This is a genomic window from Staphylococcus sp. 8AQ, assembly GCF_902506595.1.
GTDB classification, from domain to species: domain Bacteria; phylum Bacillota; class Bacilli; order Staphylococcales; family Staphylococcaceae; genus Staphylococcus; species Staphylococcus pasteuri.
In genome coordinates, this window is record NZ_LR733871.1 from 1,821,731 (window position 1) to 1,845,260 (window position 23,530).

Genomic DNA, 23,530 nt, shown 5'->3' on the forward strand with positions numbered 1-23,530 from the left:
GTTTTTAATTATTTTTTAAGTTTAAATGGAATTGTACAGAGGATGACGTTTTTCTGATAAATCAAATGCATTTTTAAGCGTAAGCTTGTTTGGTTGTGTAATAGATGATGCCATGGTTTCTTAGGTATAAATTCTGGCACAACAACCGTGATTAAATAATTTTGATTTTTTGCTTTACGGTGAATTTTATCGATAAATCTAGAAATCGGTCGTATAATACTTCTGTATTCGGAGTGTAAAATAATAAGCCGTACATCTGGATAATGTTGTTTCCATTTTTCTTGAAATGCTTTTTCATCCTCATCACCAAATGATACATGCACTGCAATCACATCATTATTAGCTAACATTTGAGCGTAATAAATAGATTTGTCTACTACAGTCGTAATACTCATAATAGGTACAATGGCTAAACTACGATCTACAACTGGTACATCGTATACATCTTTATCTGATCGCAATTGTTCAGCGACATTACGATAATGCATTTTAATTCTTACAAAGATTGATACAAAGAATGGTAAGAACAATAATATTGGCCAGACATGTGTAAATTTAGTAATTAAAAATATCATAAATACAACAAATGTAATTGTTCCACCTAGTGTATTGACTGCTAGTTTCGCTTGCCAACCCTTTGGTCTCTCTCTAAACCATTTTAATACCATACCAAATTGAGCCAGTGTGAATGGAATAAATACACCTACTGCATATAATGGAATAAGATTTTCAGTTTTACCTTTGAATAAAATAATTAATATAATAGCAAAAATTCCTAATACTAAAATTGAATTAGAATAACCTAATCGGTCACCTCTGACTGTAAACATTCTAGGCATATACTTATCTTTTGACATAGACGCAGCTAACATTGGAAATGCAGTAAAACCTGTATTAGCAGCCAATACTAAAATCATTACAGTAGTTGCTTGTACAAAATAAAAGGCCACATTATCACCAAAAATTTGTGATGCTAATTGTGATAATACTGTCGTTTCAGTTTGCGGCATGACACCATAAACATAAGCTAATCCTACGATACCAACTAAAAGGAATGCTAAAATACTTCCCATTGTTACTAATGTTTTGACTGCGTTTTTAGCAGCTGGATCTTTAAAATTTGTAACAGCATTTGAAATAGCCTCTACCCCTGTTAAAGAAGAAGCCCCTGAAGAAAATGCTTTTAATAGTAAAAAGAGTGTTACACCATGTACTGATGTTCCAATTGACGATTGCATATGTGGTTGTATATCACCAGTAGCAACACGCCATGTACCTATCACTATTAACACAACTAATCCTATGATAAATAAATATACTGGGTAGGATAATAAAGTCGCTGATTCAGTTAACCCTCTTAAGTTCAATATCAAAATAAACAAAACTAATAGACAAGCTATTAATACTTTATGATGATATAAACCTGGAAATGCAGCTACAAATGCATCGGCTCCAGAAGAAATACTTACAGCTACGGTTAAAATGTAGTCAACCAGTAAGGAACCTCCAGCAAGTAATCCCCACTTCTCGCCTAAATTCGTTTTTGACACCATATATGCTCCGCCACCTTTAGGGTATGCATATATAATTTGTCTATACGATAATATAAGTGCTGCTAATAAAATCAATACACCTGCAGCAATCGGTAATGTATACCATGAAGCGACTGCCCCAACGACTGATAACGTAATTAGTATTTGCTCAGGCCCGTATGCAACAGAAGATAAGGCATCTGATGATAATATCGCTAGTGCTTTGAATTTAGTAATCTTTTCATTTTTTAAGTCCCTATTCTTTTTAGGACGCCCAATTAAAAGTCTTTTAATTTGATTAAACATAACTCCAATACCTCTTTGTATGTTGATGGATAAACTATACTCCCAACACAGTCAGTTGTATAGATTCTCCCTTAATATTTTTAAGGTCTATATACAACTTAATTGTTATATTACACTTTTATTTATGTGTATTCTAATGATTAACCATTTTTATTGCAAGCACTTTAACTCGCTAAAATATTTCTAAACCTGCTATAATAAATTACACTTAATAAAACTTTATGCAACATATTTTAAAAAGGGAACTCTAACTATGAAAAAAAGGCCATTTATCATCACTCTCATTTTTACGATAGTTATACTTATAATCGTTATTATTACGAAACATTTTTTAGCTTATAATAAAAGCGAAACATTACTAACGAAATCATCACAAAACTTTATTGATACAATTGTACAATCAGACATGAAAGCTGGAGATATTCCAGGTGCTTCAATTTTAATAGTGAAAGATAATAAAGTCTTTTTAAATAAAGGATATGGCTATGCAAATGTTGAAAAGAAAATAAAAGCAAAACCAACAACAAAATATGAAATTGCTTCTAATACAAAAGCTTTTACAGGATATGCCATATTAGATTTAGCACATAAAGGAAAGCTTCATCTCAACGATAAAGTATCCAAATATATACCTGGATTCTATATGACATATAATGATAAAAAATATGATATCACTATCAAGCAACTTCTGGGGCAAAAGAGTGGCATTCCTTCGAACATTACTAGTGAGGATCAAACCGAGCAATATGGTGATTCAATCAACAATTTAGTTAATAGTATCAAAGGAAAAGAATTAAATCATAAACCTGGAGATACATTTGAATATTCAAATATGAATTACGATGTATTGGGGTTAGTTATACAAAATGTTTCTAAGGAATCTTATCAAACCTATATTACAGAGAATATTTTAAAACCGCTTCATATGAATCAAACATCATTTAAAACTACAAATACAAAGCATAAAAATGAAGCAGTTGGCTATGAACAAGCCAGTGGAGTTATTAAACAAAGTGCTCCATCGTTCAATATTGGAGACACACCTTCAGCTTATTTAATGTCGAATACTAGAGATTTAGAACATTGGGTTAAAATGCAATTATCACCTTCTAACAAAACAAAACGTATTGTTAATCAATCACATCAAACTATCAATGAATCAAGAGGTGAAGATAATGCAAATGGTTATGCTGCAGGTTGGTTTACCAATTCAAATAATAATTATGTATATCATATTGGAACGCTAGATAACTATTCCTCAATTATATTACTCAATCCTAAGAAGTCGTACGGTATCGTTATTTTAGCAAATTTAAAATCTACCAAAGTATCACAACTAGCAGATCACTTGAATGCACAAGTCATGAACCATAAACATTATACGACTATCGAAACTAAGATAGAACAAGCGTATGACATAAATATTGTTATTACTATTTTATCGGCATTAGGTATTTTAATTAGCTTATATTTTATTTTTAAACGTTTATTTGCTATCAAAAATGGCTTATATAAAGTTCAAAGAAGTAAAGCTTCTCTCTATGCCTTTATAGCATTAATGTTGGTATTCGTATTAATCAGTGTAGCTATTTATTTAATTCCTTATTTTGTATTAGGAAATAATAGTTGGTCATTTGTGATGACATGGTTACCTACCCACGCCAAATTTGCACTGTTTAGCTTTTACGGTTGTGTTATTTCAATAACTATTTTACTCATTATTATTATTTTAAGTAAAAAATCCTATAAATAAGTGATACACTTACGTTCAAATAGTTAACAGTTACGAATAATTTGATAAAACGCCCTCTTATTTCTGTTATATTAAACATAAAATATTTGTGTTATTGCAAAAAGTTCATACCTTTACACGAAAGCTATATTTTATAAAGAGGAAGTCATTTATGGCCAAACGTATATCAATATTATTAGTTGTAGTTTTATTTTTAACAGGTTGCGATTATTCAAAATCTGACAATCGTGCTGGTGTTTTTTATAATACATTCGTCCAACCTATGGATAAGTTACTGCATTTATTAGGTAGATTATTTAACGAGAACTATGGGCTAGCTATCATAACAATAGTACTCATTGTACGTTTTATTCTATTACCATTTATGCTTATTCAAGTTAAAAATATGCATATCATGCGAGAAAAAACGAAAGTAGTTCAACCACAAATAGATAAAATTAGAGAAAAAATTAAAAATGCATCTTCTCAAGAAGAGCGTAATGCAGCTAATCAATTATTAATGAAAAAGTATAAACAATACGGTATTAATCCATTTAAAAATGTCGTTGGTTGTTTACCAATCGTGATACAAATTCCTATATTAATGGGACTATATATGAGTTTGAAATATCCCAGTAGTGATGGTATTACTAAATATCCACATTTTTTATGGTTTAATTTAACAGAGCCGAATATTGTGATGACTTTGATTGCTGCTTTAATGTATTTTATTCAGCCATTAGTCAATTCTATTCATTATCCTAAAAAAGAACGCAAAACCTATTATGTCATGATGGTGTTATCTCCTATATTTATTACTTATGCATCTTTAACATCTGCATCTGCTTTAGGCCTATATTGGTCTATAAGTGCTGCATTTTTAATTATTCAAATGCATTTTGCCCATCGTCATTATTCAAAAGTAGGACAATTAGAAGCTGAACAACTTAGAAAGTCATTAAACACTAAAAATGATAACCATTAAATAACTAATCAAAAAATAAAAGCGACTTAATGTCACCTATATAAAAGGTAACATTAAGTCGCTTATTTTAAATTACTATTTGATAGGATTCATACCATCTTTCCAAGTTGAATAAATTAATTTACCACCTTGGGCTTTGAATTTATCATTTGTGATACCACGTTCAAATGGTTGTGCTGGTTGAATATCAATTTCAGGATCAACATTTAATTGTTGTTTATACCATTCAGCAAAGTCAGAACCTTTAACTGGTTCGTCATCAGCAACGTTATAAATACCATTATCAAAGTTTAACGCTTGAATTGATGTTTCAACTGCATCATCAAGATGAACAAATGAAGTAACGCCATCTGACAATGTTACTTTACCATCGATAAATTGATTATAAATCATTCCGTCTTTTCCATACCAAGTACCTGGTCCGTATAACCAACCAAATCTTAATACGACATATTCGTCCATGCGAGATGTTTCTTCTTCAAGACCAATAACACCATCAACTGTAATTTTACGATCACCTGTTGAATCTAAATCTAATGATGTTTCTTCAGTTGCAAGACCTTCACCTGCTTCATAAACGAAACCAATACTTTGTGCAATGACTTTTTTCACATCATATTTTTGAGCAGCATCAATTAAATTTTTTGATCCTTCAACACGTACTTTAGTATTAGCAGACATATCAACATTTTTTAAATCTGTGATTTGATTGATAATGATTTCTGAACGGAAATCTGCAATAGCACTATCAATAGTATCGTATTTTAGAATATCTCCAATATATGCTTTTACATTAGATGATTCTAATTTTTCTTTACCATTTTCAGATGTAGTAAATCCAGCTACATCATGTCCTTCTTCGATTAATCTTTTAGTTAATTTTGTTCCGATTAAACCTGTCGCTCCAGTTACAAAAATTTTACTCATATTCTCACCTTTTCTTTATTTTTTCTATTAGGGGGATATTTTTACTTGTTAGATGAGTGTACAAAATCTATCGTATTCATCCAAATAATATGCCCAAGTAATTCAGATAATCTTTCTTCTTTAGGTAAATCTTCCACTTTTGGTGTTAATGATAATTTAGGTAATAAGTATTCATGGAATGCTATATTAACTATTATGCCAAAAATAGAACCGTTTAAAGCTTTCACTTGTGGACACTTCTCAGCAATCAATGCATAGCTTATTGCATTTACAATGGAAAAGCCATAATGCACACCCATAATTGTTAAAGGTATGTCATTTCCGTTGTAGTGATAAGTAGCATTTTTAATGTTTTCGGGTAAGCCAAGTTGATTCAATAATGTCATTGGTGGCGGTTCTTCATCACGTTCAGGTGTTCTAGGTGGCATTAATGCTTCCCAGCCCATTTTGACAGCTCCACCTAAGAAACCACCAACAATACCAGTTATTAATACATTTTTATATGAAATATTCATATATGCATCTCCTTAATTCAACATTTTAATTTATTTACCCTATCATGATATTTTAAGTCATTCATCATCAATTATTTCAATAATTGATATATTTACTATTGATTCAAATCCTAAAAAATAAGCTTATAAGCAAAAATTTCTATACGCTTATAAGCTTAAAATATACTTCATCTATTGTGCGTCTAATTTATTTTCTTTAGCATGAATAAGATTAGCAACAAATTGATTTACTGGTGCATCAATACCGTTCTCAACACCTAATTTAGCTACAGCACCATTAATATAATCTATTTCTGTTTTGCGATGATTATTAATTAAATCTTGATACATCGAAGGGAAATGAGGGCCGACTTTGTCATTGAGATCGATTAGATATTCAAATATTTCATCTAGATTTAAATGAACATTATCAATGGTTGCTACATGTACAATTTCCTGGGTAATTTTATAAATAAGATTTTTCGCATCGTTACTTTCATTTAATGAAGACATTTTGCATTCTAAAATCGTGCATAATGCATTCGCTGTTCCATTAACACAAATTTTCTTCCAGATTGACTGGTGCAAATCTTCACTTAAAGTGCCATTTAAGCCGGCTTGATTTAATATTTCAACAATGGTTTGAGCATTATCCATCCCTTCTGGCACAAGTCCACCTACTTCAACTGGTCCGCTTCCCATCAAGTGGGTACAACCTGGACTTTCTATTCCTGCTGTCCAAGTTGTTACACCTCTTACAATTTGCGATGTTTTAACATATTGTTCAATTAAACGTTCATGTTTCAAACCATTCATAGTACAAACAACAATAGACGTTTCACTTAAATGCGGTTTGATATAATCTAGGACATCTTTTAGTTGCATCGATTTTGGAAATAAAAATACTATATCATAAACATCATTATTAGGTATGTCTTCATGACTATACATTGGTATGTCTAAATGACAACGTTCTCCATTTATATCAATATGCAAGCCATTGGTTTGAATCGCTTTAACATGAGTCATCCAACTATCAATTAATGTCACATCAAAACCTTGTTGAAATAGTTTAGCACCAAATCCACATCCTAAAGCACCTGAACCTGCAATAGCAATCTTCATTCAAATCCCTCATTCCATGATAAAGTTAAACTTAAAATACTATTTAATTGCTATAACGTCAACGTGAATAGCAAAATCTTCATAATTTTCTAACATTAATGAGTATAAATAAAGATCGAGACATGCTTTTGTCTCGACCTTAATAATAACGTTTATTCTATTCTTATAAATTTGTTTGTTTCTTAGGTACTAATAATAAAATGGCAAAGAATGCAATTAGTGCGATGACTGCATTTAAGACAACGCCCATAAAGCCACCTAATGCCATATTCATTTGCGAAGCAAAAGAACCATATATTGTTCCCGAAATAGCTACGCCAAATGCATTACCTAAAGAAGAAGCCATTTTATAAACCCCTGAAGCAACACCTACTTTATCATCAGGGGCTTGTGCAACAGCTGTATCAGTTGATGGTGTCGCATAAATACCAAGTCCTGTACCAAATAATAAATATCCGATAACACTTGAAGTAATGTACCAAGGTTCTGGTAAGAAAGTTAAAGATAGTAAGACTAATCCGATAGTTGTTATACCACTACCCATTAATAATGGTCGTTTCGGACCTAGCGCTTGAAGAATCTTCTCACCTACACGAATCATAATTAATACAGCGATTAAGTATGTAAGAGAAATTACACCTGTTTGAGATTCATTAAAATCAAGTTGCTGCTGGTAATAAGTGTTTACTACAATTAGCGTACCACCTGCAACACCATTTAACATAAAGTTAGAAACAGTAGCTCCACTGTACCCTTTATTAGCAAATAAGCTAAAGTCAACTAAAGGATATTTAATTTTATTTTCGTACATAATAAATCCTATTAGTGAAACAAAAAATACTACGATTAAACTTATAATAATTGGTGAAAATAATCCTAATTTAGAAGATTGTGTAATAATAACGTTAATACTTAACATACAAATAATTAGTATCATTAAGCCAACAATATCAAATTTCTTTGCTTCACCATTTTTAGTGATTACTGGTTCTGCTTTCGTTTCTGGAGTGTGTTTAATTAAATACATAGACAATAATGTCAAAATAATTGATACAATAAAGATGGTTCTCCAACCAAAGTGTGTGGACATTAGACCGCCAAATAGCGTACAAATACCACTACCACCCCAAGATCCAATTGACCAATAACTTAATGCTCTTTGTCTTGCAGTTCCAATATAATATTCGTTAATAATAGCTAAGGTTGCAGGCATAATACATGCTGCTGATAAACCTTGAAATATTCTACCAGCAATTAAAAAAGGTATTAACGGTGTAATAATAATTAATAAAGACCCAATAATATTTAAAATTAAACCAATGTATGTAACTTTTACGCGGCCAAACTTATCTGCAAAGTCACCAGCACCTACAATGAATAGTCCTGACATTAAGGCTGTCAAACTAACAGCTATGTTAATTGTTCCAATATCACTTTTAAATGATGTTTGTAATGGCACAACTAAATTGACTAATGATTGTGCAAATAACCAGAAAGTAATAACACCTAAAATAATACCTAGAAGAAGCCTATTGTCTCCTTCAAACTCCTTTGAAGTTTTGTTCATAAAATATTAATTCCTCCTACAAAACACTTTCCATATTTTACTTACTCACTTTAAATCGATTCATGTAAAAGTTTTTACTTAAAAACAACTGCTTTCCCTTTTCTATTTCTCTATTTGCTTGATTACTTTTAAATCGATTTTATCAGTTTTTTACAATACCCTTTAATTTCTTTTAATATTTAGAATATTTGTATATATGAATACATATTTTACACCAATTACTTTTATTTTTCCATTACATCTTGAAGTATATATTTTTTAGTATTATCTTTAAAATAGGTAAGCGCTTACTATATAATAATAAATGAATTTGTCGAAACTTACTAAAAAATAAAAGGATAATTTTTTTGAAAATTGTCACGAAAACGACGAATTCAATGTACAAATTAATATGAATTATATTGTATAATTGCTCGTGAATTACTTCACAAAAGATTCGTTTGAACTTTGCAATTGATTTTTTTATTTTTTAAAACTAAATAACTTTATCTTTTAGTTTACGTTTTAAATTAGTAAGTGAATCCTATTTTTGACAAATCCAAACGTTCTTACCGAATCCATATACAAATAGAACAGGAGGAATGTATGTTATGGCTAACTCATCTTCTACAAAAGAAAGAGTTCAACATACATCTGGAAGAGTGTACAATTTCTTCCAACAAGCTTTAACAATTGCAGTTATTTTGTTTATCTCTAAGATTATTGAAGCATTCATGCCTATCCCAATGCCCGCTTCAGTAATTGGTTTAGTTTTATTATTTATCGCTTTATGTACTGGAATTGTTAAATTAGAACAAGTCGAAACAGTAGGAACTACTTTAACTAATAATATTAGTTTTTTATTCGTTCCAGCCGGCGTTTCAGTAATCAATTCATTACCTGTATTAAGTCAAAGTCCAATATTGATTATTTTATTAATCATTTTATCTACAATCTTTTTATTAATTTGTACTGGTTTCGCTTCTCAATTATTAGTGACAAAATCATTGTTCCCTAGTAAAGAGAAAAATGAAGAAACTAGTCGTATAGGAGGTTAATCATGGTAGAACATTTAGGTATTAATACTCCATATTTTGGTATTTTAGTTTCCCTTATTCCATTTGTAATTGCTACATATTTTTATAAAAAAACGAATGGATTTTTCTTACTTGCACCTTTATTCGTTAGTATGGTTGTAGGTATTGCTTTCTTAAAATTGACAGGAATTAGTTATGCAAACTATAAAATAGGTGGAGATATTATTAATTTCTTCTTAGAACCAGCTACGATTAGTTTTGCAATTCCTTTATATAAAAAGCGTGACGTATTAAAAAAATATTGGTTACAAATATTTGGTGGTATTGCTTTAGGTACTATCGTTGCACTTATTTTAATCTATCTAGTTGCAACTTTATTCCAATTCAGTAATCAAATTGTTGCTTCAATGTTACCTCAAGCTGCAACAACAGCAATCGCTTTACCTGTATCAGAAGGTATCGGTGGTATGAAAGAACTTACATCATTAGCAGTTATTTTAAATGCTGTAGTTATTTCTGCATTAGGTACTAAAATTGTAAGATGGTTCAAAATTTCAAACCCAATTGCACGTGGTCTTGCTTTAGGTACTAGTGGTCACACATTAGGTGTAGCTGCTGCTAAAGAATTGGGAGAAACTGAAGAATCTATGGGTAGTATTGCAGTTGTTATTGTAGGTGTTATTGTAGTAGCAATCGTACCTATTTTAGCGCCAATATTATTATAGGTTAAACGTAGTGGTAATTTAAAATTAATAGAACAAGGTCAGGGCTATGAAAGTAGTCCTGACCTTGTTTTATATTTATTTAATTTGTTGTGGTTGATGTTCAAATTTCTTTTTGTTTTTACGTGTTGGATCTAGTCGTTTTTCTAAGAAACGTAATCCTAAATCAATTAAAATAGCTATTAAAGCAATTGGTATCGCTCCTGCTAAAATGAATGTTGTTCCGTCTGTTGAGTTAGTTCCACGAATAATAATATCACCAAGTGTTGGTGCACCAATGAATGACCCAATAGCAACAATACCGATTGCAACTACTAGTGCAATACGAATGCCACCTATAATCACTGATAAAGATAATGGTAACTCAATCATTCGTAATACTTGGTTTCTAGTCATTCCCATACCCTTACCAGCATCTTTAATATTTTCATCTACATCTACAATACCTGTATAAGTATTTTTAATAATTGGGAGTAGCGAATATAAGAAAACTGTTACAACAACAGTTGTTGGACCTAGTCCCATAGCTAACATCAAAATCGCAAGCATTGCTATGGCTGGTACTGTTTGAATAATATTAGCAATTGTAATAATAGGCCAAGCTAGTTTCTTATATCGAGCTATGACAATGCCTAATGGAATACCTATAATACAAGCAAACAGTACACCGTAAACTGACATTAATAAATGTTTAAAGAATAATTCCATAAGGTAGCCAAAGTTCAATGAATAATATTCAATAATAGATTGGAATAAATTACCTTTCATAATTATTGACCACCTTTCTTACTATTTTTGTCATCATCAAAATAGTTATGTTTTTTCAAGTATTCTTCTGCAATAATTGCAGGTTCTTTCCCTTTACCGTCAGCTTCATAATTTAACTTTTGCATTTCTTTAGTTGAAACTTTACCTTCTAACTTTTTCAAAGCTGTATCAATTTTTGGATTATCTTTAATCACTTTTTCTGTAGCCAATGGACTACCATCATATGGTGGGAAAAATTTACGATCATCTTTTAAAATTTTCAAATCGTAAGCTGCAATACGTCCATCAGTAGAATATCCCACAGCTACATCCAATTTTTTATTTTTTAGTGCATCATATACTAAACCTATTTGCATTGGTCGTGCACTTGCAAATTTAAATCCGTAATCTTTAACGAAGGCTGGATATCCATCTCCTGCTCTATTCATCCATTGTGTATCCATACCTAATTTCAAGTCGTTTTTATGTTTTTCTAAGTCTGAAACTTTTTCTAAATGGTATTTTTTAGCTGTTTCTTTTGTCACCATAAATGCGTACGTGTTCGCAAATCCTAATGAATTATAATATTTTTGATCATATTTTTTCTTGAATAGCTTTTGTGATTCAGACATCGCTTTTTTAGGATCTTTTGTTGGTTTTGCGTTTAACACACTAGTTAATTCTGTACCTGTGTATCTTACAGCTGACATATTAACGTCGCCGCGTTGCAATGCGTTATGTTGAATAATACTTGATCCTAAGTTCCCAATGATTGTCGGCTTGATTTTGCCTTTAGTTTCATGTTCAATCATTAGTTTCTCCATATTTGCAATAATCTTTGTTTCACTTGTTTCAGTAGTCGTGATTTTAACATCATTTTTTGAATTGCCGTCACCTAAACCTGGTAAACTACATCCAGATAATACTAAGAGGGACAAGGCAATAAGAATCACTGTATATTTAATATGTTTCTTCATATTGTTACATCCTCCCTTTTCTTATCTAGATACTTTTAATCCTTTAGGTACCGCCCATTTTTCAACTAATGATAATAGCATGTCGACAATTAATGCTAACAATGTAACTAAAATAGCTGCACTAACAATCATAGGTGGTTGATATAAATTTAATCCATTGAATACTAAGTCTCCTAGTCCACCAGCACCAACATAACTCGCTAAAGTAGCCCAGCTGATGACATAAACACTTGAAAGTCTAATGCCACTAATAATTAATGGTAAAGCTAGAGGCAATTGGACATCTTTCATTAATTGAAATTGTGTCATACCCATACTTTGTCCAGCTTGTATAACATTTTTGTCTATATTTTTGACACCTAATACAGTATTATTCAATATCGGTAATAATACATAAATAAATAATGCAACAATGGCAGGTGTCTTACCTACTCCGAAAATAGGTATCATAATGGCCAATACAGCTAAAGTTGGTATCGTTTGAAGGACGCCAGCTATCGTTAATACAACGTTAGCAGTTTTAGTCGTTTTAGATAATAAGATGCCAACAGGAACAGCTACGACGATTGCAATTAATAAAGCAATGATAGAAATATAGAAATGTTCAATCGTCTTTGATACGAGCTGGCTTCCATATTCATTCAAAAATGCTTTCATTATCGTTCATCTCCCGCTTCATCTTTATTCATCTCGTTTATAGAAGATGTATTCACATGTTGATGAGTGTCGTCTTGATTGTGAAGATTATTTAAAGATTCATTCCCATTTGAAATGTTTGTCTCATTTGGCTCTACAGATTCTGACATTTCAGTATCACCGTCGCCCCAAATGGAGTCATATACGATATCAACTAAGTTTGCACGTGTGATAAGACCTATTAATTTATTGTCATCATCAACAACAGGTATGTTTCTCACATTACGTTTTAAAATAGTTCTAACTGAATCTTGTAATTTGGAATCAATATGTACTTTATAAATATCACGTTGCATTGTATCAATCAGTTCTTTTTTAGCTCTTAAACCCTGGTTAATATCTTCTATATCTAAGAAACCAAGTAGTTTGTCATGGCTATTCACCACAAATATGGTATCTACACGTCTCTCACGCATGATATTAACTGCATCATTCAATGAATCATCTGCATGAACAGTAACAGGTTTAATCATGGCACCTTCAACTGTTTTCATATTTGGTCTATCTTGGATCAATCTGTTTTGACCAATAAAGTCTTTAACGAAATCATTGGCTGGGTTTCTTAATATATTATCTGGCGTATCAAATTGCACAACTTTACCTTGTGACATGATGCAAATTTTATCTGCGAGTTTAATTGCTTCATCCATGTCATGTGTTACGAAAATAAATGTTTTACCTAATTTTCGTTGTAATTCTTTAACTAAATCTTGTAATGTATCTCGAGTTATCGGATCAAGCGCACCAAAAGGTTCATCCATTAAAATGATATCTTGTTCAGCAGCGAGTGCTCTCACTACACCAATACGTTGTTGTTGTCCACCAGATAATTCAGCTGGATAGCGATCTAAATATTCAACTGGTAAATCAACAAGTTGAATTAACTCTTTTGCTTTTGCATCTTTCTTTTCTTTAGACCACTTTAATAATTTAGGTACTAATACAATATTTTCTCTAATTGTCATATGCGGCATTAAACCAATTTGTTGAATAACATAACCGATACTTCTTCTTAATTCCACGGGATTCATATGACGAACATCTTTGCCATTCATCTGGATTTCTCCATCAGTGGCCTCAATCATTCGGTTAATCATTCTTAATGCAGTTGTCTTACCACTACCACTCGTCCCAATAAATGCGATAAACTCTCCTGATTCAATATCAAGTGATAAATTATCAACTGCCTTTTTATTCCCAGAGTAAATCTTGGTTAAATTCTTAATACTTAACATGATTATTTTCCCCTTCCATTAAGTAAAAAATGGCGAATATCACTATACAATTTAAAAGACCAGCAGAACAGTTGTTAACTAATAAATAATATTGGTTGAACAAGCGTACGATGGTCTTTACCTTCAATGTTTAATTTTAAAAAGATGTCATTATGTTACTGCTATGTGTATAACATTGGCTTTAGGTTTCTATGTATGCATATTCGACAACGATATAAATATATACCCTATATAATTTTAATAAACATATTGCGTTTTTACAAAATTCATTTATTTAAACTTAACAAATTTATAAAGATATTCATAATTTTAATTTGAATTACAAAACGATAAACATTGTATTTCTAGCTTAAAATTATGAATTGTGAAAGTTATTTTGATAATTAATGACAATAAATCGAAAAGTATTTTTATGTTACACATTTATGAATACCTAATGTTCTTTTGTGATATTTTGAACTTGTATTAAAAAATAATAAAAAGAAGGGTTAAAAATGAATGAACAAAATAAAGTAGCAGTTGTAACTGGTGGCGCACAAGGTATTGGTTATCAAATTGCTAAACGTTTATTCTCAGATGGTTTTAAATTGGCTATTGTAGATTTCAATGGAGAAGGTGCAAATCAAGCAGCACATGCTCTATCACAAGATGATTCAAAAGTAATCGCAATCAAAGCTGATGTTTCAAATCGAGACGATGTATTCAATGCGATGAATCAAACAGTAGAACACTTTGGAGACTTACACGTACTAGTAAGTAATGCAGGTTTAGGTCCTATGACACCTATTGATTCTATTACCCCTGAAGACTTTGACAAAGTATATGGTGTCAATGTGAAAGGTGTACTATGGGGTATTCAAGCAGCACATGCTCAATTTAAACAGTTAGGTCATGGTGGTAAAATTATTAACGCCACATCACAAGCTGGCGTTGAAGGAAATGCAGGTTTATCACTTTATAGTAGTAGTAAATTTGCAGTGAGAGGTTTAACACAAGTTGCTGCGCGTGATTTGGCAAATGAATCTATCACAGTAAATGCGTATGCGCCAGGTATTGTCCATACACCAATGATGGAAGGCATAGCTAAAAAAACAGCTGAAGAAGCTGGCCAACCTGAATCTTGGGGATGGAAACAATTTACTGATCAAATTGCTTTAGGAAAACTATCCCAACCAGAAGATATATCCAATGTTGTTAGCTTTTTAGCTGGTAAAGATTCAGACTATATTACTGGCCAAACAATCATCGTTGATGGTGGCATGAGATTCCATTAATAATCATTGGCATTGTTTAAACTCTTACTATATAAAAAGACTAAGCGAAGTTAGCAGTATATGATTACTGTTAGCTTCGCTTAGTTATTACTTATCATGCATACCTTTACCTTCAAGGATATGATTAATATATTTATCCACACGCTTTTGTCTAGTATCTGCGCGTTTTGCTTCTCCGATATGATGTAAATATTGTCGTTGTCTCCCAGGTGTTAATTGTTTAAATGCTTCTTTTAACTCTGGCATTTTATCAAATTGTTGTTGTAGTTCATCTGGAACTTCATAGTCCTCTGTTTTCTTTAATTTTACTTCTTTACCTGCTTTTTCAATGTCTATCGCTTGTTTCACATAATCAATAATTTCTTCTTTTCGTGATTGAATATCTTCTAATTTTTCAAATCGTAACTGTCTTGCAGATTGTACGTTTTTCGTTTGTTGAATTAGCGTGTTGTAACTGTCTTCTATTAATGCACCTTTGAAAAACATAACCGCAACATATTCTTTAAACCCGTGTATTAAAACAACGTTTTTATTATTAATTGTGTAACAAGGGTGCATCCATTTCATTGTTTCTTCTAAATCATCAAAATTTACAATGGTCTCTCTTAAATAATTGAATTCATCTTTCCATTGACTATCCTTTTTTAAAAATGCTTCCACATCAGCATTGATATTTTTTTGACTACTCATTTGTTTGCCCTACTTTCTACTTTTTCCAGTGATTTATTCACTATTATATACCAAAATATTTAAAACACTATTTTTATACATTTATACAAAAATTACAATATATGCATTTGACTAATATTTTAACTAGCGTATAATAATGGCGTAGTATTTTCAGAATATAAAAGAATGAGGAGTCAATATGGCAAATAAAAATGAAACAGAATCGAATAACAGCAAGATTAATCTGCCCCAATTAGTGTTACTCGGACTAGGATCATTAATTGGTTCAGGTTGGTTATTCGGTGCATGGGAAGCATCTTCTGTTGCAGGCCCAGCAGCTATCATTTCTTGGATTATTGGATTCGTAGTTATAGGAACAATTGCTTATAACTACATAGAAATTGGAACTATGTTCCCACAATCGGGTGGTATGAGTAACTATGCTCAATATACACATGGTTCACTACTTGGTTTCATAGCCGCTTGGGCAAACTGGGTATCACTAGTAACGATTATCCCTATTGAAGCAGTATCTGCTGTTCAATATATGAGTTCTTGGCCTTGGGATTGGGCTAAGCCAATGAGTGCCTTAATGAAAGACGGTTCGATAAGTACTTCTGGTTTATTCGCCGTTTATGCTATTATTATCATCTTTTCATTATTAAACTATTGGTCAGTAAAATTACTAACTTCATTTACTAGCTTAATTTCATTCTTTAAATTAGGTGTACCATTATTAACAATTATCATGTTAATGGTATCTGGATTTGACACTGGTAATTATGGTCATTCTGTAGGTACATTCATGCCATACGGAAGTGCACCAATATTTGCTGCGACTACAATGTCTGGTATTATCTTCTCATTTAATGCATTCCAAACAATCATTAATATGGGATCAGAAATCAAGAGTCCTGAAAAAAATATCGCACGTGGTATTGCAATTTCATTAACTATTAGTGCTGTACTATATGTTATTTTACAAAGTACATTTATCACTTCAATGCCACAATCAATGATTCATGAACATGGTTGGAGCGGTATTAACTTTAACTCTCCATTCGCTGATATGGCTATTTTATTAGGATTAAATTGGTTAGCTATTTTACTTTATATTGAAGCTGTAGTATCACCATTTGGTACTGGTGTATCATTTGTTGCTGTAACAGGTCGTGTGTTACGTGCAATGGAAAAAAATGGTCACATTCCTAAATTCTTAGGAAAAATGAATGAAAAATATAAAATCCCACGTGTTGCAATTGTCTTTAATGCTATTATCAGTATGGTAATGGTGACATTATTCCGCGATTGGGGTACACTAGCAGCCGTTATTTCAACTGCAACATTAGTTGCTTATTTAACAGGTCCAACAACAGTTATCGCATTACGTAAAATGGGACCTAAGATGACGCGTCCATTCAGAGCTAGAATTTTAAAATTCATGGCACCACTGTCATTCGTACTTGCTTCATTAGCTATTTATTGGGCTATGTGGCCAACGACTGCAGAAGTTATTTTAATCATTATTTTAGGTTTACCAATTTATTTCTTCTATGAATATAAAATGAATTGGAAAAACACTAAAAAACAAATCGGCGGAAGTTTATGGATTATCATTTACCTAATTGTACTTTCTTTCCTATCATTTATCGGTAGTAAAGAGTTCAAAGGTTTAAACTGGATTCACTATCCATGGGATTTCTTAGTTATCATTATTGTTGCCCTTATTTTCTATCAATTAGGTGCAATTAGTTCATTCGAAAGTGTCTATTTCAGACGCGCTAAGAAAATGAACAGCAATATGGGTGATAAACTTAAGAAACGTAAACGTCGTGAAAGACGCGAAAAAATCGCCGAAAAACGTCAAGAACAACAAGAAGAGCAAGAACAAAATAAATAATATATTGAAAACTGCTAATGACTAAAAATAGTCTTTAGCAGTTTTTTGTATGTTGTTAGAAGTTATCAATCATTTATTATATAGTGAATATATAGTACGAATTGAGAGGACGAGTGGTGTGTATGGTGAACGTGAAAACAAGCAATGGAGAAATTAATGGTATTCATAAAGATGGTATAGATACATTTCTTGGTATTCCGTATGCCACCTTGTCTAATGGACGTTTTAATCATTCTAAAGTTTATAAACAATGGTCTGAAGCTATACATGCAACACATGTTCAAAGTATTCCTCCTCAACCTTATAATCAACTTGAAGACTTTTTCTCAAGTGATGATGACTACCATTTTAATCAATTTTCTCAACATGAAGAGTGTCTATATTTGAATATATGGCGACAGCATCACCATTCTGAATCACGACCAGTTATAATTTATTTTTACGGTGGAGGCTTTATCAATGGTCATGCTAATGCCGAATTATACTCTCCTAAAAATGTTGTAAAACAAGAAGATGTCATTGTCGTCACTTTTAACTATCGTTTAGGTGCATGGGGATTTTTAGATTGGTCTTATATCAATTCTAATTATGATTTAAATAATGGATTATCTGACCAACTAAATGTTTTAAAATGGGTTCACCAAAACATTGAAGATTTCGGCGGTGATCCTAACAATGTCACATTAATGGGACAATCAGCAGGAAGTATGAGCATCATGGCTTTAATGCAATTACCTCATACTTATCCATACTTTCATAAAGTAATGTTGCTAAGTGGCATCTTAAACTTAGATAGCCCAATAATAGGGTATGATAAATCTCAAAGATTTAGTAACTTAATCTCAAAACAATATCCTAATGTCTCAATAGATGCGTTATCGACTGACGATATATTAAATATCATGATGTTAGATCAAACATCTAGAGGTAATTCAAAAGGATTGGAATTAATATATGCACCCATTCAAACAGCTGATATGGACTTTAATAATGCTAACTTTTCAAAACCCATCTTCGTTTCATATACGAAAAATGAAGGTGATATTTATATAAAAAATGAATCACGCAAACTATCTCCCGAACGATTTGTTGAAGCCATGTCATTTAATAAAGTTAATATCGATTCGACGGAAGCGATATCTGCCAAACAGCAATCAGATTGTATTACCAAGTATATTTTTCAACAGCCAGTACATCGTTTCTTAAATGACATGAAGCATAACCCACATATATGGTTAGCTTGTTTCAAGTGGCATCGTACTGATAGTAAGTACTATAAAAGTGCATATCATATTTTAGATATGATTTTTTGGTTTGGTAACTTGAATATTTTAAAAGCGCATCAATTATCTGTTACACAGCATGAAACAAAGTTAAGCTCGAAAATGATACATGATTTATGTTACTTTGCTACACACAGTAAAATGCCTTGGCCCCCTTATAATGAAGACAATAAAAGACCATTTAAATACAAATAAAAGCGTCTCCTCTTTTGGGAGACGCTTTTGTTTACTTAAAAATTTAATTTTTAGCAAAATGATTATTTTTTAATGCTATAGTAACAATTAAACCTAAAAATCCAATGAATGCGCTCGTATAAGTCACAAAGTGAACTGACATATTTGATACAACGAGTCCACCTATAATGCCACCCATTCCTATTCCGGCATTCAAACTAGACATGTTCCAACTCATCACTTGACTTGTGTCGCCTTCAACTTGTTCGATAAGACCACTTTGTACGGCAGGATTAGTACTCCATTGCATAATATTCCATACAAATAAACCAATTAATAACATAATAGTACCTGATAATATGAAGTTCAAAATAAGCATCATTACAATAAATATCGTAATTGAAATAATCAACCAACGCTTACTTGTCCATTTATCAGCAAAAATACCACCTAATGATGTACCAATGACACCAGCAACACCATTAATTAATAATGCGAGTGATACAAATGACATTTCGTGACCATTTGATAATATAAGTGGATTAATATATACAAATGTGACTGAGTTTGCAACTAAAATCAAGAATGTAATTGTTATAAATTTAGCAACTTCACCAGGACGTAATACTTTTGATATGACTTGATTGCTATGATTAGTGTTTGAGTTATTAGAATGACTTAATTCATGTTCTTTAGGTAGGAAAAACATCATTAATATTCCAACGATAACACTGATAACAACTATAAATACAAATGTAAATCGCCAACCTACCATATCACCTATTAATGTTCCTACAGGTACTCCAAACACATTTGCTCCGCTAAAACCTGAATAAACGATTCCTATCATTTTCCCTCGATTTTTAGCTGGCGTTAACATTGCAGTGAGCGCTAGTACTTTAACAATAATTAATGAGGCCGCTGCAGATGAAAGAATTCGACCTATAACTAATATCGTGAAATTAGGTGCGACTGCTATAATTAAATTCCCTATAATAAAAGCAATTAAGGTCCATAACAGGACTGATTTAGCTTTAAAACGTTGTGTTACTTTAACAAGTATTGGCCCACAAATCGCAAAGGTTAAAGCATATAAAGTCACTAGTTGACCTATTACGGCTTCTGATACATGTAAGTCCTGACTCATTAAATTCATAATTCCAGCTACCATCATCTCAACCATTCCAACGATAAATACACTGAATATGAAGGTGATGATACGCATCAACGACATAATATATCCCCCTTCCCTATAAAAATACAATATTTGTAGCATCAAAAAAACAGCTACAAACCCATTTAATTAGATTAGTAACTGTTACATTATATAATATAAATTAATACTTTTGTTTGTCAGGAATTTAAAATTTTAAAATTTGTCTTCACCAATGGCATGATTAATGATTTCCAAAGCTACAATCAAAATCAGTGTGCATATTAAACTACCATTAACTATATATGAATTGTGTAATAACATTTCCATTCCAAAATCTTTATGCAACCCATTTTCAATAAACACTAAAACAAATCTTAAAATATTGTATGTTACTATAATCATTAACAAAAAAGACATTAGATAACCTAGGACTTTCATTTTATATTATCCCCCATCTTTAGTTTATTATCGTATTTCTCTTTAATTTCACCAAAATAGATTAATAAAGTATTAATAAAAGAAATACCACAAATGACGTATGGTCCCTCTAAGAAGTTAAAGAAAGTTAAATTGAAATACTCTCCCAATTCTCTCACGAATAATAGTGTTAAGACTGAAATTATAAAAACACAAGAAGTCACTAGAACTTTTTTCATTGCTAACATCTCCTAAACTTATTATTTAATTTCATGTTATGACATATAAATAAAGCTTCATTTATTTTAAGTTTAAATTTTCCTTAAATATCGAAAGTTTCATAGTTTAATTATTTAATAACGCGTAAACTATATCAGTGAGGTGGATAAAATGAATTCTCAAATATTAATCATTGAAGACGATAAAGATATTCAAGAATTAATCAAACTTTCTTTAACAACTAAAGGAATTTCATCTATAGATACGGCTGATGATATAGAAGAAGGCTTAAACTTTATAAATCAATATACATACAATGTCATATTATTAGATTTAAATTTAAAATCAGAAGATGGATATGAATTAATGAAGTATATTGATTTATCATCTACCTCAGTAATAGTCGTTACCGCTAAGGAAGAAAATATAGAATTATATAGAGGGTTTGAAAAAGGTGTTGTCGATTATATTAAAAAGCCCTTTGATCCAATGGAATTATATTATAGAGTGTCTCTTCATTTAAAAGAAACACCAAATGATACGTATAAACATGAACATTTAACAGTTAATTTTAAAAGTGGTTTAGTTCAAATTAACGAACAACCTGTTACACTCACAGCTCGGGAACTAGACTTACTTTTCTATTTTATTAATAATAAAAATCAAATTTTATCTAAGGATCAAATTTACGCAAAAGTTTGGGGATATGAAACATCAGTTGATGACAATACATTGATGGTACATATTAGAATGTTACGACGAAAAATTGAAAAAGATCCTAATCATCCACAATTCATAAAAACATTACGTGGAAAAGGATACATATTTAAGGATAATCATTATGAATAAACGATTTATATTAAAGTTTTTTAAATACTTAACAACATTTTTGACACTATCTTTCGTCATAATTATTATCACTATAGTATTAATGATTAACTTATTAATGAGCGCATCATATTCTGACATTAAAAGTATCGATCCTGATTATTTTTTATCCAATAAGATTAAAGACATTCCTTATACACATTTAAATAATTTGGCCAAAAAGGAAAATGCTGAATTATATGTTACTAATCATAAGGGAGATATTCTCTACCCTAAAAATTTTAATAAGAAAAATGTTAAATCTTTAATTTTGAATAATATTAATTATGCCAATGCGATTCCAACTTCTAAAGAAGAAAAGAATTATATTGTTTATATATACAAAAATAATCATCAGTCCTCTGTAAAAAATGCTAAGCATATTAAAACACATCAATTACTTCAAAGTATTACGACACATGACTATAATAAATACAACTATAACTATCAAAACAACAAAATTGGATTCTACAAAAATTCTAATCAAAACCCAATTTCAAGTAAATCATTTAGTCAAAATGATATAGCGAATAAACTTATTGATATTCCTAAAATTTTGATAATTGCCTTAATCATCAATGTAGTATTAGCGTTAATCACTTCCTATTTAGTTTCAAGAAGGCTAACTAAACCTTTAGGTTATTATATTGATTGGATTGGTAATCTATCTAAGGAAAAACTGCATCAACCAAACACTAAAGGTAATATTAAGAAGTATAGTAAAACTTATCCTGAATTACACACTTCACTAACATTATTAAATCAACAATTACTTCAAGATAAAATGTATCAAAATCAAATTAATTATTATAAATCAAAATGGATTTCTCAAATTTCACATGATTTAAAATCACCCTTAACCTCTATTTACGGTTATTCAAAAATAATTGAAGTTGATGATTCGAATAAAAAATATTTAAATCTCATTTCAGAAAAAGCTAAATATATGGAGGATTTGATACAAAGTTTAAATAAAGATTTTAATAAAGAAACAAATCAAATGAAACATGATAAAGAAAGTTTTCCAATTCAATATACAGTAGAAAAATTCGTTTCCTCTATTGGTTATGACAATATAGAACTCTCTTTTCTATTTGACCAAGAAGAAACTTTTTATGGTAATAAATTATATTTTGAAAGATGTCTTATCAACTTAATAGAAAATAGCATTGAGCATAATAATCTGAATCCAAAAATTAATATATTGTTTGATAAAATTGAAAATACTCTTTTAATTGATTACAAAGATAATGGTCAAGGATTACCAAGTAATAAAAATGATATTTTCAAACCTGGTTATAGTACTAAAGCGACCAACAAAGTTAATCATGGTTTAGGTTTAACCATTATCAAAGAAGCCATTGATTATCATAATGGCAGTATTCATATTATTCCTACAACGAACGGCGTACATTTCAAAATCAAATTAATTTCACAGATATAAAAAAGCCAACTAATGATTTCAATTAAGTTAATCATTAGTTGGCTACTTGATTATTTAAAGCTCTAA

The 23,530-nt window shown here is 30.9% G+C and carries 21 protein-coding genes; 9 read left to right on the top strand and 12 right to left on the bottom strand.

Annotation, left to right across the window (positions count from 1 at the left end; all coding sequences use genetic code 11):
- Positions 1–8: 8 nt before the first annotated feature.
- Complete coding sequence (locus GVY01_RS09105) at positions 9–1,838, bottom strand: APC family permease (RefSeq protein ID WP_017637580.1); 1,830 nt, start codon at positions 1,836–1,838, stop codon at positions 9–11.
- Positions 1,839–2,091: 253 nt separating this feature from the next.
- On the opposite strand from GVY01_RS09105, the gene GVY01_RS09110 reads away from it, so the two are divergent.
- Together GVY01_RS09110 and yidC are read left to right on the top strand one after the other, a co-directional pair.
- Complete coding sequence (locus GVY01_RS09110; protein ID WP_017637579.1) at positions 2,092–3,591, top strand: serine hydrolase domain-containing protein; 1,500 nt, start codon at positions 2,092–2,094, stop codon at positions 3,589–3,591.
- A gap of 151 nt (positions 3,592–3,742) precedes the next feature.
- Positions 3,743–4,555: a membrane protein insertase YidC gene (gene yidC, locus GVY01_RS09115; protein ID WP_017637578.1), complete on the top strand. Its 813-nt coding sequence runs from the start codon at positions 3,743–3,745 to the stop codon at positions 4,553–4,555.
- A gap of 75 nt (positions 4,556–4,630) precedes the next feature.
- Here yidC and GVY01_RS09120 read toward each other — a convergent pair whose 3' ends face one another.
- From GVY01_RS09120 to GVY01_RS09135, 4 genes are all read right to left on the bottom strand, one after another.
- On the bottom strand, positions 4,631–5,482 hold the full coding sequence (locus tag GVY01_RS09120) for an NAD-dependent epimerase/dehydratase family protein (RefSeq protein WP_159333730.1): 852 nt from the start codon (positions 5,480–5,482) through the stop codon (positions 4,631–4,633).
- Between the two features lie 41 nt (positions 5,483–5,523).
- The gene (locus GVY01_RS09125) at positions 5,524–5,997 is read right to left on the bottom strand and encodes a DUF1440 domain-containing protein (protein WP_017637577.1); all 474 of its coding nucleotides are present in this window, start codon (positions 5,995–5,997) and stop codon (positions 5,524–5,526) included.
- Between the two features lie 171 nt (positions 5,998–6,168).
- Entirely contained in the window at positions 6,169–7,101 is a 933-nt protein-coding gene (locus GVY01_RS09130; protein ID WP_017637576.1) for a 2-dehydropantoate 2-reductase, read from the bottom strand.
- 163 nt (positions 7,102–7,264) lie between these two features.
- A complete protein-coding gene (locus tag GVY01_RS09135) occupies positions 7,265–8,668 on the bottom strand; it encodes an MFS transporter (RefSeq protein ID WP_108017218.1) in 1,404 nt (467 codons plus the stop codon).
- Between the two features lie 590 nt (positions 8,669–9,258).
- On the opposite strand from GVY01_RS09135, the gene lrgA reads away from it, so the two are divergent.
- On the top strand, positions 9,259–9,705 hold the full coding sequence (gene lrgA / locus GVY01_RS09140; protein WP_017637574.1) for an antiholin-like murein hydrolase modulator LrgA: 447 nt from the start codon (positions 9,259–9,261) through the stop codon (positions 9,703–9,705).
- Between the two features lie 2 nt (positions 9,706–9,707).
- Positions 9,708–10,409, top strand: a complete 702-nt coding sequence (gene lrgB, locus GVY01_RS09145; RefSeq protein ID WP_017637573.1) for an antiholin-like protein LrgB — start codon at positions 9,708–9,710, stop codon at positions 10,407–10,409.
- A 75-nt stretch (positions 10,410–10,484) separates the two neighbouring features.
- On the opposite strand, the gene GVY01_RS09150 is transcribed toward lrgB, so the two are convergent.
- From GVY01_RS09150 to GVY01_RS09165, 4 genes are read right to left on the bottom strand one after another with little or no spacing between them, the layout of a single operon-like run.
- Complete coding sequence (locus GVY01_RS09150; protein ID WP_017637572.1) at positions 10,485–11,174, bottom strand: ABC transporter permease; 690 nt, start codon at positions 11,172–11,174, stop codon at positions 10,485–10,487.
- 2 nt (positions 11,175–11,176) lie between these two features.
- Positions 11,177–12,130 carry an osmoprotectant ABC transporter substrate-binding protein gene (locus GVY01_RS09155; RefSeq protein ID WP_017637571.1) on the bottom strand — a complete coding sequence of 318 codons (954 nt, stop codon included), beginning with the start codon at positions 12,128–12,130 and terminating at the stop codon, positions 11,177–11,179.
- Positions 12,131–12,151: 21 nt separating this feature from the next.
- Positions 12,152–12,787, bottom strand: a complete 636-nt coding sequence (locus GVY01_RS09160; protein WP_017637570.1) for an ABC transporter permease — start codon at positions 12,785–12,787, stop codon at positions 12,152–12,154.
- Complete coding sequence (locus tag GVY01_RS09165; RefSeq protein WP_017637569.1) at positions 12,787–14,061, bottom strand: betaine/proline/choline family ABC transporter ATP-binding protein; 1,275 nt, start codon at positions 14,059–14,061, stop codon at positions 12,787–12,789. Before GVY01_RS09165 ends, GVY01_RS09160 begins: the two co-directional genes overlap by 1 nt.
- Before the next feature lie 494 nt (positions 14,062–14,555).
- On the opposite strand from GVY01_RS09165, the gene GVY01_RS09170 reads away from it, so the two are divergent.
- Positions 14,556–15,335 carry a (S)-acetoin forming diacetyl reductase gene (locus GVY01_RS09170; protein ID WP_017637568.1) on the top strand — a complete coding sequence of 260 codons (780 nt, stop codon included), beginning with the start codon at positions 14,556–14,558 and terminating at the stop codon, positions 15,333–15,335.
- 87 nt (positions 15,336–15,422) lie between these two features.
- On the opposite strand, the gene GVY01_RS09175 is transcribed toward GVY01_RS09170, so the two are convergent.
- On the bottom strand, positions 15,423–16,025 hold the full coding sequence (locus tag GVY01_RS09175; protein ID WP_017637567.1) for a YdeI/OmpD-associated family protein: 603 nt from the start codon (positions 16,023–16,025) through the stop codon (positions 15,423–15,425).
- Positions 16,026–16,203: 178 nt separating this feature from the next.
- Here GVY01_RS09175 and GVY01_RS09180 point away from each other — a divergent pair, with 178 nt between their 5' ends.
- Positions 16,204–17,904, top strand: coding sequence for an APC family permease (locus tag GVY01_RS09180; protein WP_017637566.1), 1,701 nt, complete (start codon positions 16,204–16,206; stop codon positions 17,902–17,904).
- 122 nt (positions 17,905–18,026) lie between these two features.
- Positions 18,027–19,382 carry a carboxylesterase family protein gene (locus GVY01_RS09185; protein WP_017637565.1) on the top strand — a complete coding sequence of 452 codons (1,356 nt, stop codon included), beginning with the start codon at positions 18,027–18,029 and terminating at the stop codon, positions 19,380–19,382.
- Between the two features lie 43 nt (positions 19,383–19,425).
- Here GVY01_RS09185 and GVY01_RS09190 read toward each other — a convergent pair whose 3' ends face one another.
- Together GVY01_RS09190 and GVY01_RS09195 are read right to left on the bottom strand one after the other, a co-directional pair.
- Complete coding sequence (locus GVY01_RS09190) at positions 19,426–20,595, bottom strand: MFS transporter (protein ID WP_017637564.1); 1,170 nt, start codon at positions 20,593–20,595, stop codon at positions 19,426–19,428.
- A gap of 135 nt (positions 20,596–20,730) precedes the next feature.
- Positions 20,731–20,955 carry a hypothetical protein gene (locus tag GVY01_RS09195; protein ID WP_046467039.1) on the bottom strand — a complete coding sequence of 75 codons (225 nt, stop codon included), beginning with the start codon at positions 20,953–20,955 and terminating at the stop codon, positions 20,731–20,733.
- Between the two features lie 369 nt (positions 20,956–21,324).
- On the opposite strand from GVY01_RS09195, the gene GVY01_RS09200 reads away from it, so the two are divergent.
- Positions 21,325–22,002, top strand: coding sequence for a response regulator transcription factor (locus tag GVY01_RS09200; protein ID WP_046467038.1), 678 nt, complete (start codon positions 21,325–21,327; stop codon positions 22,000–22,002).
- A 97-nt stretch (positions 22,003–22,099) separates the two neighbouring features.
- On the top strand, positions 22,100–23,464 hold the full coding sequence (locus GVY01_RS09205) for a HAMP domain-containing sensor histidine kinase (RefSeq protein ID WP_236549870.1): 1,365 nt from the start codon (positions 22,100–22,102) through the stop codon (positions 23,462–23,464).
- Positions 23,465–23,530 lie beyond the last annotated feature (66 nt).

What these genes read in the sequence shown, in the direction of transcription:
- GVY01_RS09120 (WP_159333730.1), bottom strand. Translation starts at nt 5,482, where the DNA reads ATGAGTAAAATTTTTGTAACTGGAGCGACAGGTTTAATCGGAACAAAA.
- GVY01_RS09170 (WP_017637568.1), top strand. Translation starts at nt 14,556, where the DNA reads ATGAATGAACAAAATAAAGTAGCAGTTGTAACTGGTGGCGCACAAGGT.
- GVY01_RS09150 (WP_017637572.1), bottom strand. Translation starts at nt 11,174, where the DNA reads ATGAAAGGTAATTTATTCCAATCTATTATTGAATATTATTCATTGAAC.
- GVY01_RS09105 (WP_017637580.1), bottom strand. Translation starts at nt 1,838, where the DNA reads ATGTTTAATCAAATTAAAAGACTTTTAATTGGGCGTCCTAAAAAGAAT.
- GVY01_RS09125 (WP_017637577.1), bottom strand. Translation starts at nt 5,997, where the DNA reads ATGAATATTTCATATAAAAATGTATTAATAACTGGTATTGTTGGTGGT.
- GVY01_RS09200 (WP_046467038.1), top strand. Translation starts at nt 21,325, where the DNA reads ATGAATTCTCAAATATTAATCATTGAAGACGATAAAGATATTCAAGAA.
- GVY01_RS09155 (WP_017637571.1), bottom strand. Translation starts at nt 12,130, where the DNA reads ATGAAGAAACATATTAAATATACAGTGATTCTTATTGCCTTGTCCCTC.
- GVY01_RS09190 (WP_017637564.1), bottom strand. Translation starts at nt 20,595, where the DNA reads ATGTCGTTGATGCGTATCATCACCTTCATATTCAGTGTATTTATCGTT.
- GVY01_RS09110 (WP_017637579.1), top strand. Translation starts at nt 2,092, where the DNA reads ATGAAAAAAAGGCCATTTATCATCACTCTCATTTTTACGATAGTTATA.
- lrgB (WP_017637573.1), top strand. Translation starts at nt 9,708, where the DNA reads ATGGTAGAACATTTAGGTATTAATACTCCATATTTTGGTATTTTAGTT.
- GVY01_RS09130 (WP_017637576.1), bottom strand. Translation starts at nt 7,101, where the DNA reads ATGAAGATTGCTATTGCAGGTTCAGGTGCTTTAGGATGTGGATTTGGT.
- GVY01_RS09180 (WP_017637566.1), top strand. Translation starts at nt 16,204, where the DNA reads ATGGCAAATAAAAATGAAACAGAATCGAATAACAGCAAGATTAATCTG.
- lrgA (WP_017637574.1), top strand. Translation starts at nt 9,259, where the DNA reads ATGGCTAACTCATCTTCTACAAAAGAAAGAGTTCAACATACATCTGGA.
- GVY01_RS09185 (WP_017637565.1), top strand. Translation starts at nt 18,027, where the DNA reads ATGGTGAACGTGAAAACAAGCAATGGAGAAATTAATGGTATTCATAAA.
- GVY01_RS09205 (WP_236549870.1), top strand. Translation starts at nt 22,100, where the DNA reads ATGAGCGCATCATATTCTGACATTAAAAGTATCGATCCTGATTATTTT.
- GVY01_RS09135 (WP_108017218.1), bottom strand. Translation starts at nt 8,668, where the DNA reads ATGAACAAAACTTCAAAGGAGTTTGAAGGAGACAATAGGCTTCTTCTA.
- GVY01_RS09175 (WP_017637567.1), bottom strand. Translation starts at nt 16,025, where the DNA reads ATGAGTAGTCAAAAAAATATCAATGCTGATGTGGAAGCATTTTTAAAA.
- GVY01_RS09195 (WP_046467039.1), bottom strand. Translation starts at nt 20,955, where the DNA reads ATGAAAGTCCTAGGTTATCTAATGTCTTTTTTGTTAATGATTATAGTA.
- yidC (WP_017637578.1), top strand. Translation starts at nt 3,743, where the DNA reads ATGGCCAAACGTATATCAATATTATTAGTTGTAGTTTTATTTTTAACA.
- GVY01_RS09165 (WP_017637569.1), bottom strand. Translation starts at nt 14,061, where the DNA reads ATGTTAAGTATTAAGAATTTAACCAAGATTTACTCTGGGAATAAAAAG.
- GVY01_RS09160 (WP_017637570.1), bottom strand. Translation starts at nt 12,787, where the DNA reads ATGAAAGCATTTTTGAATGAATATGGAAGCCAGCTCGTATCAAAGACG.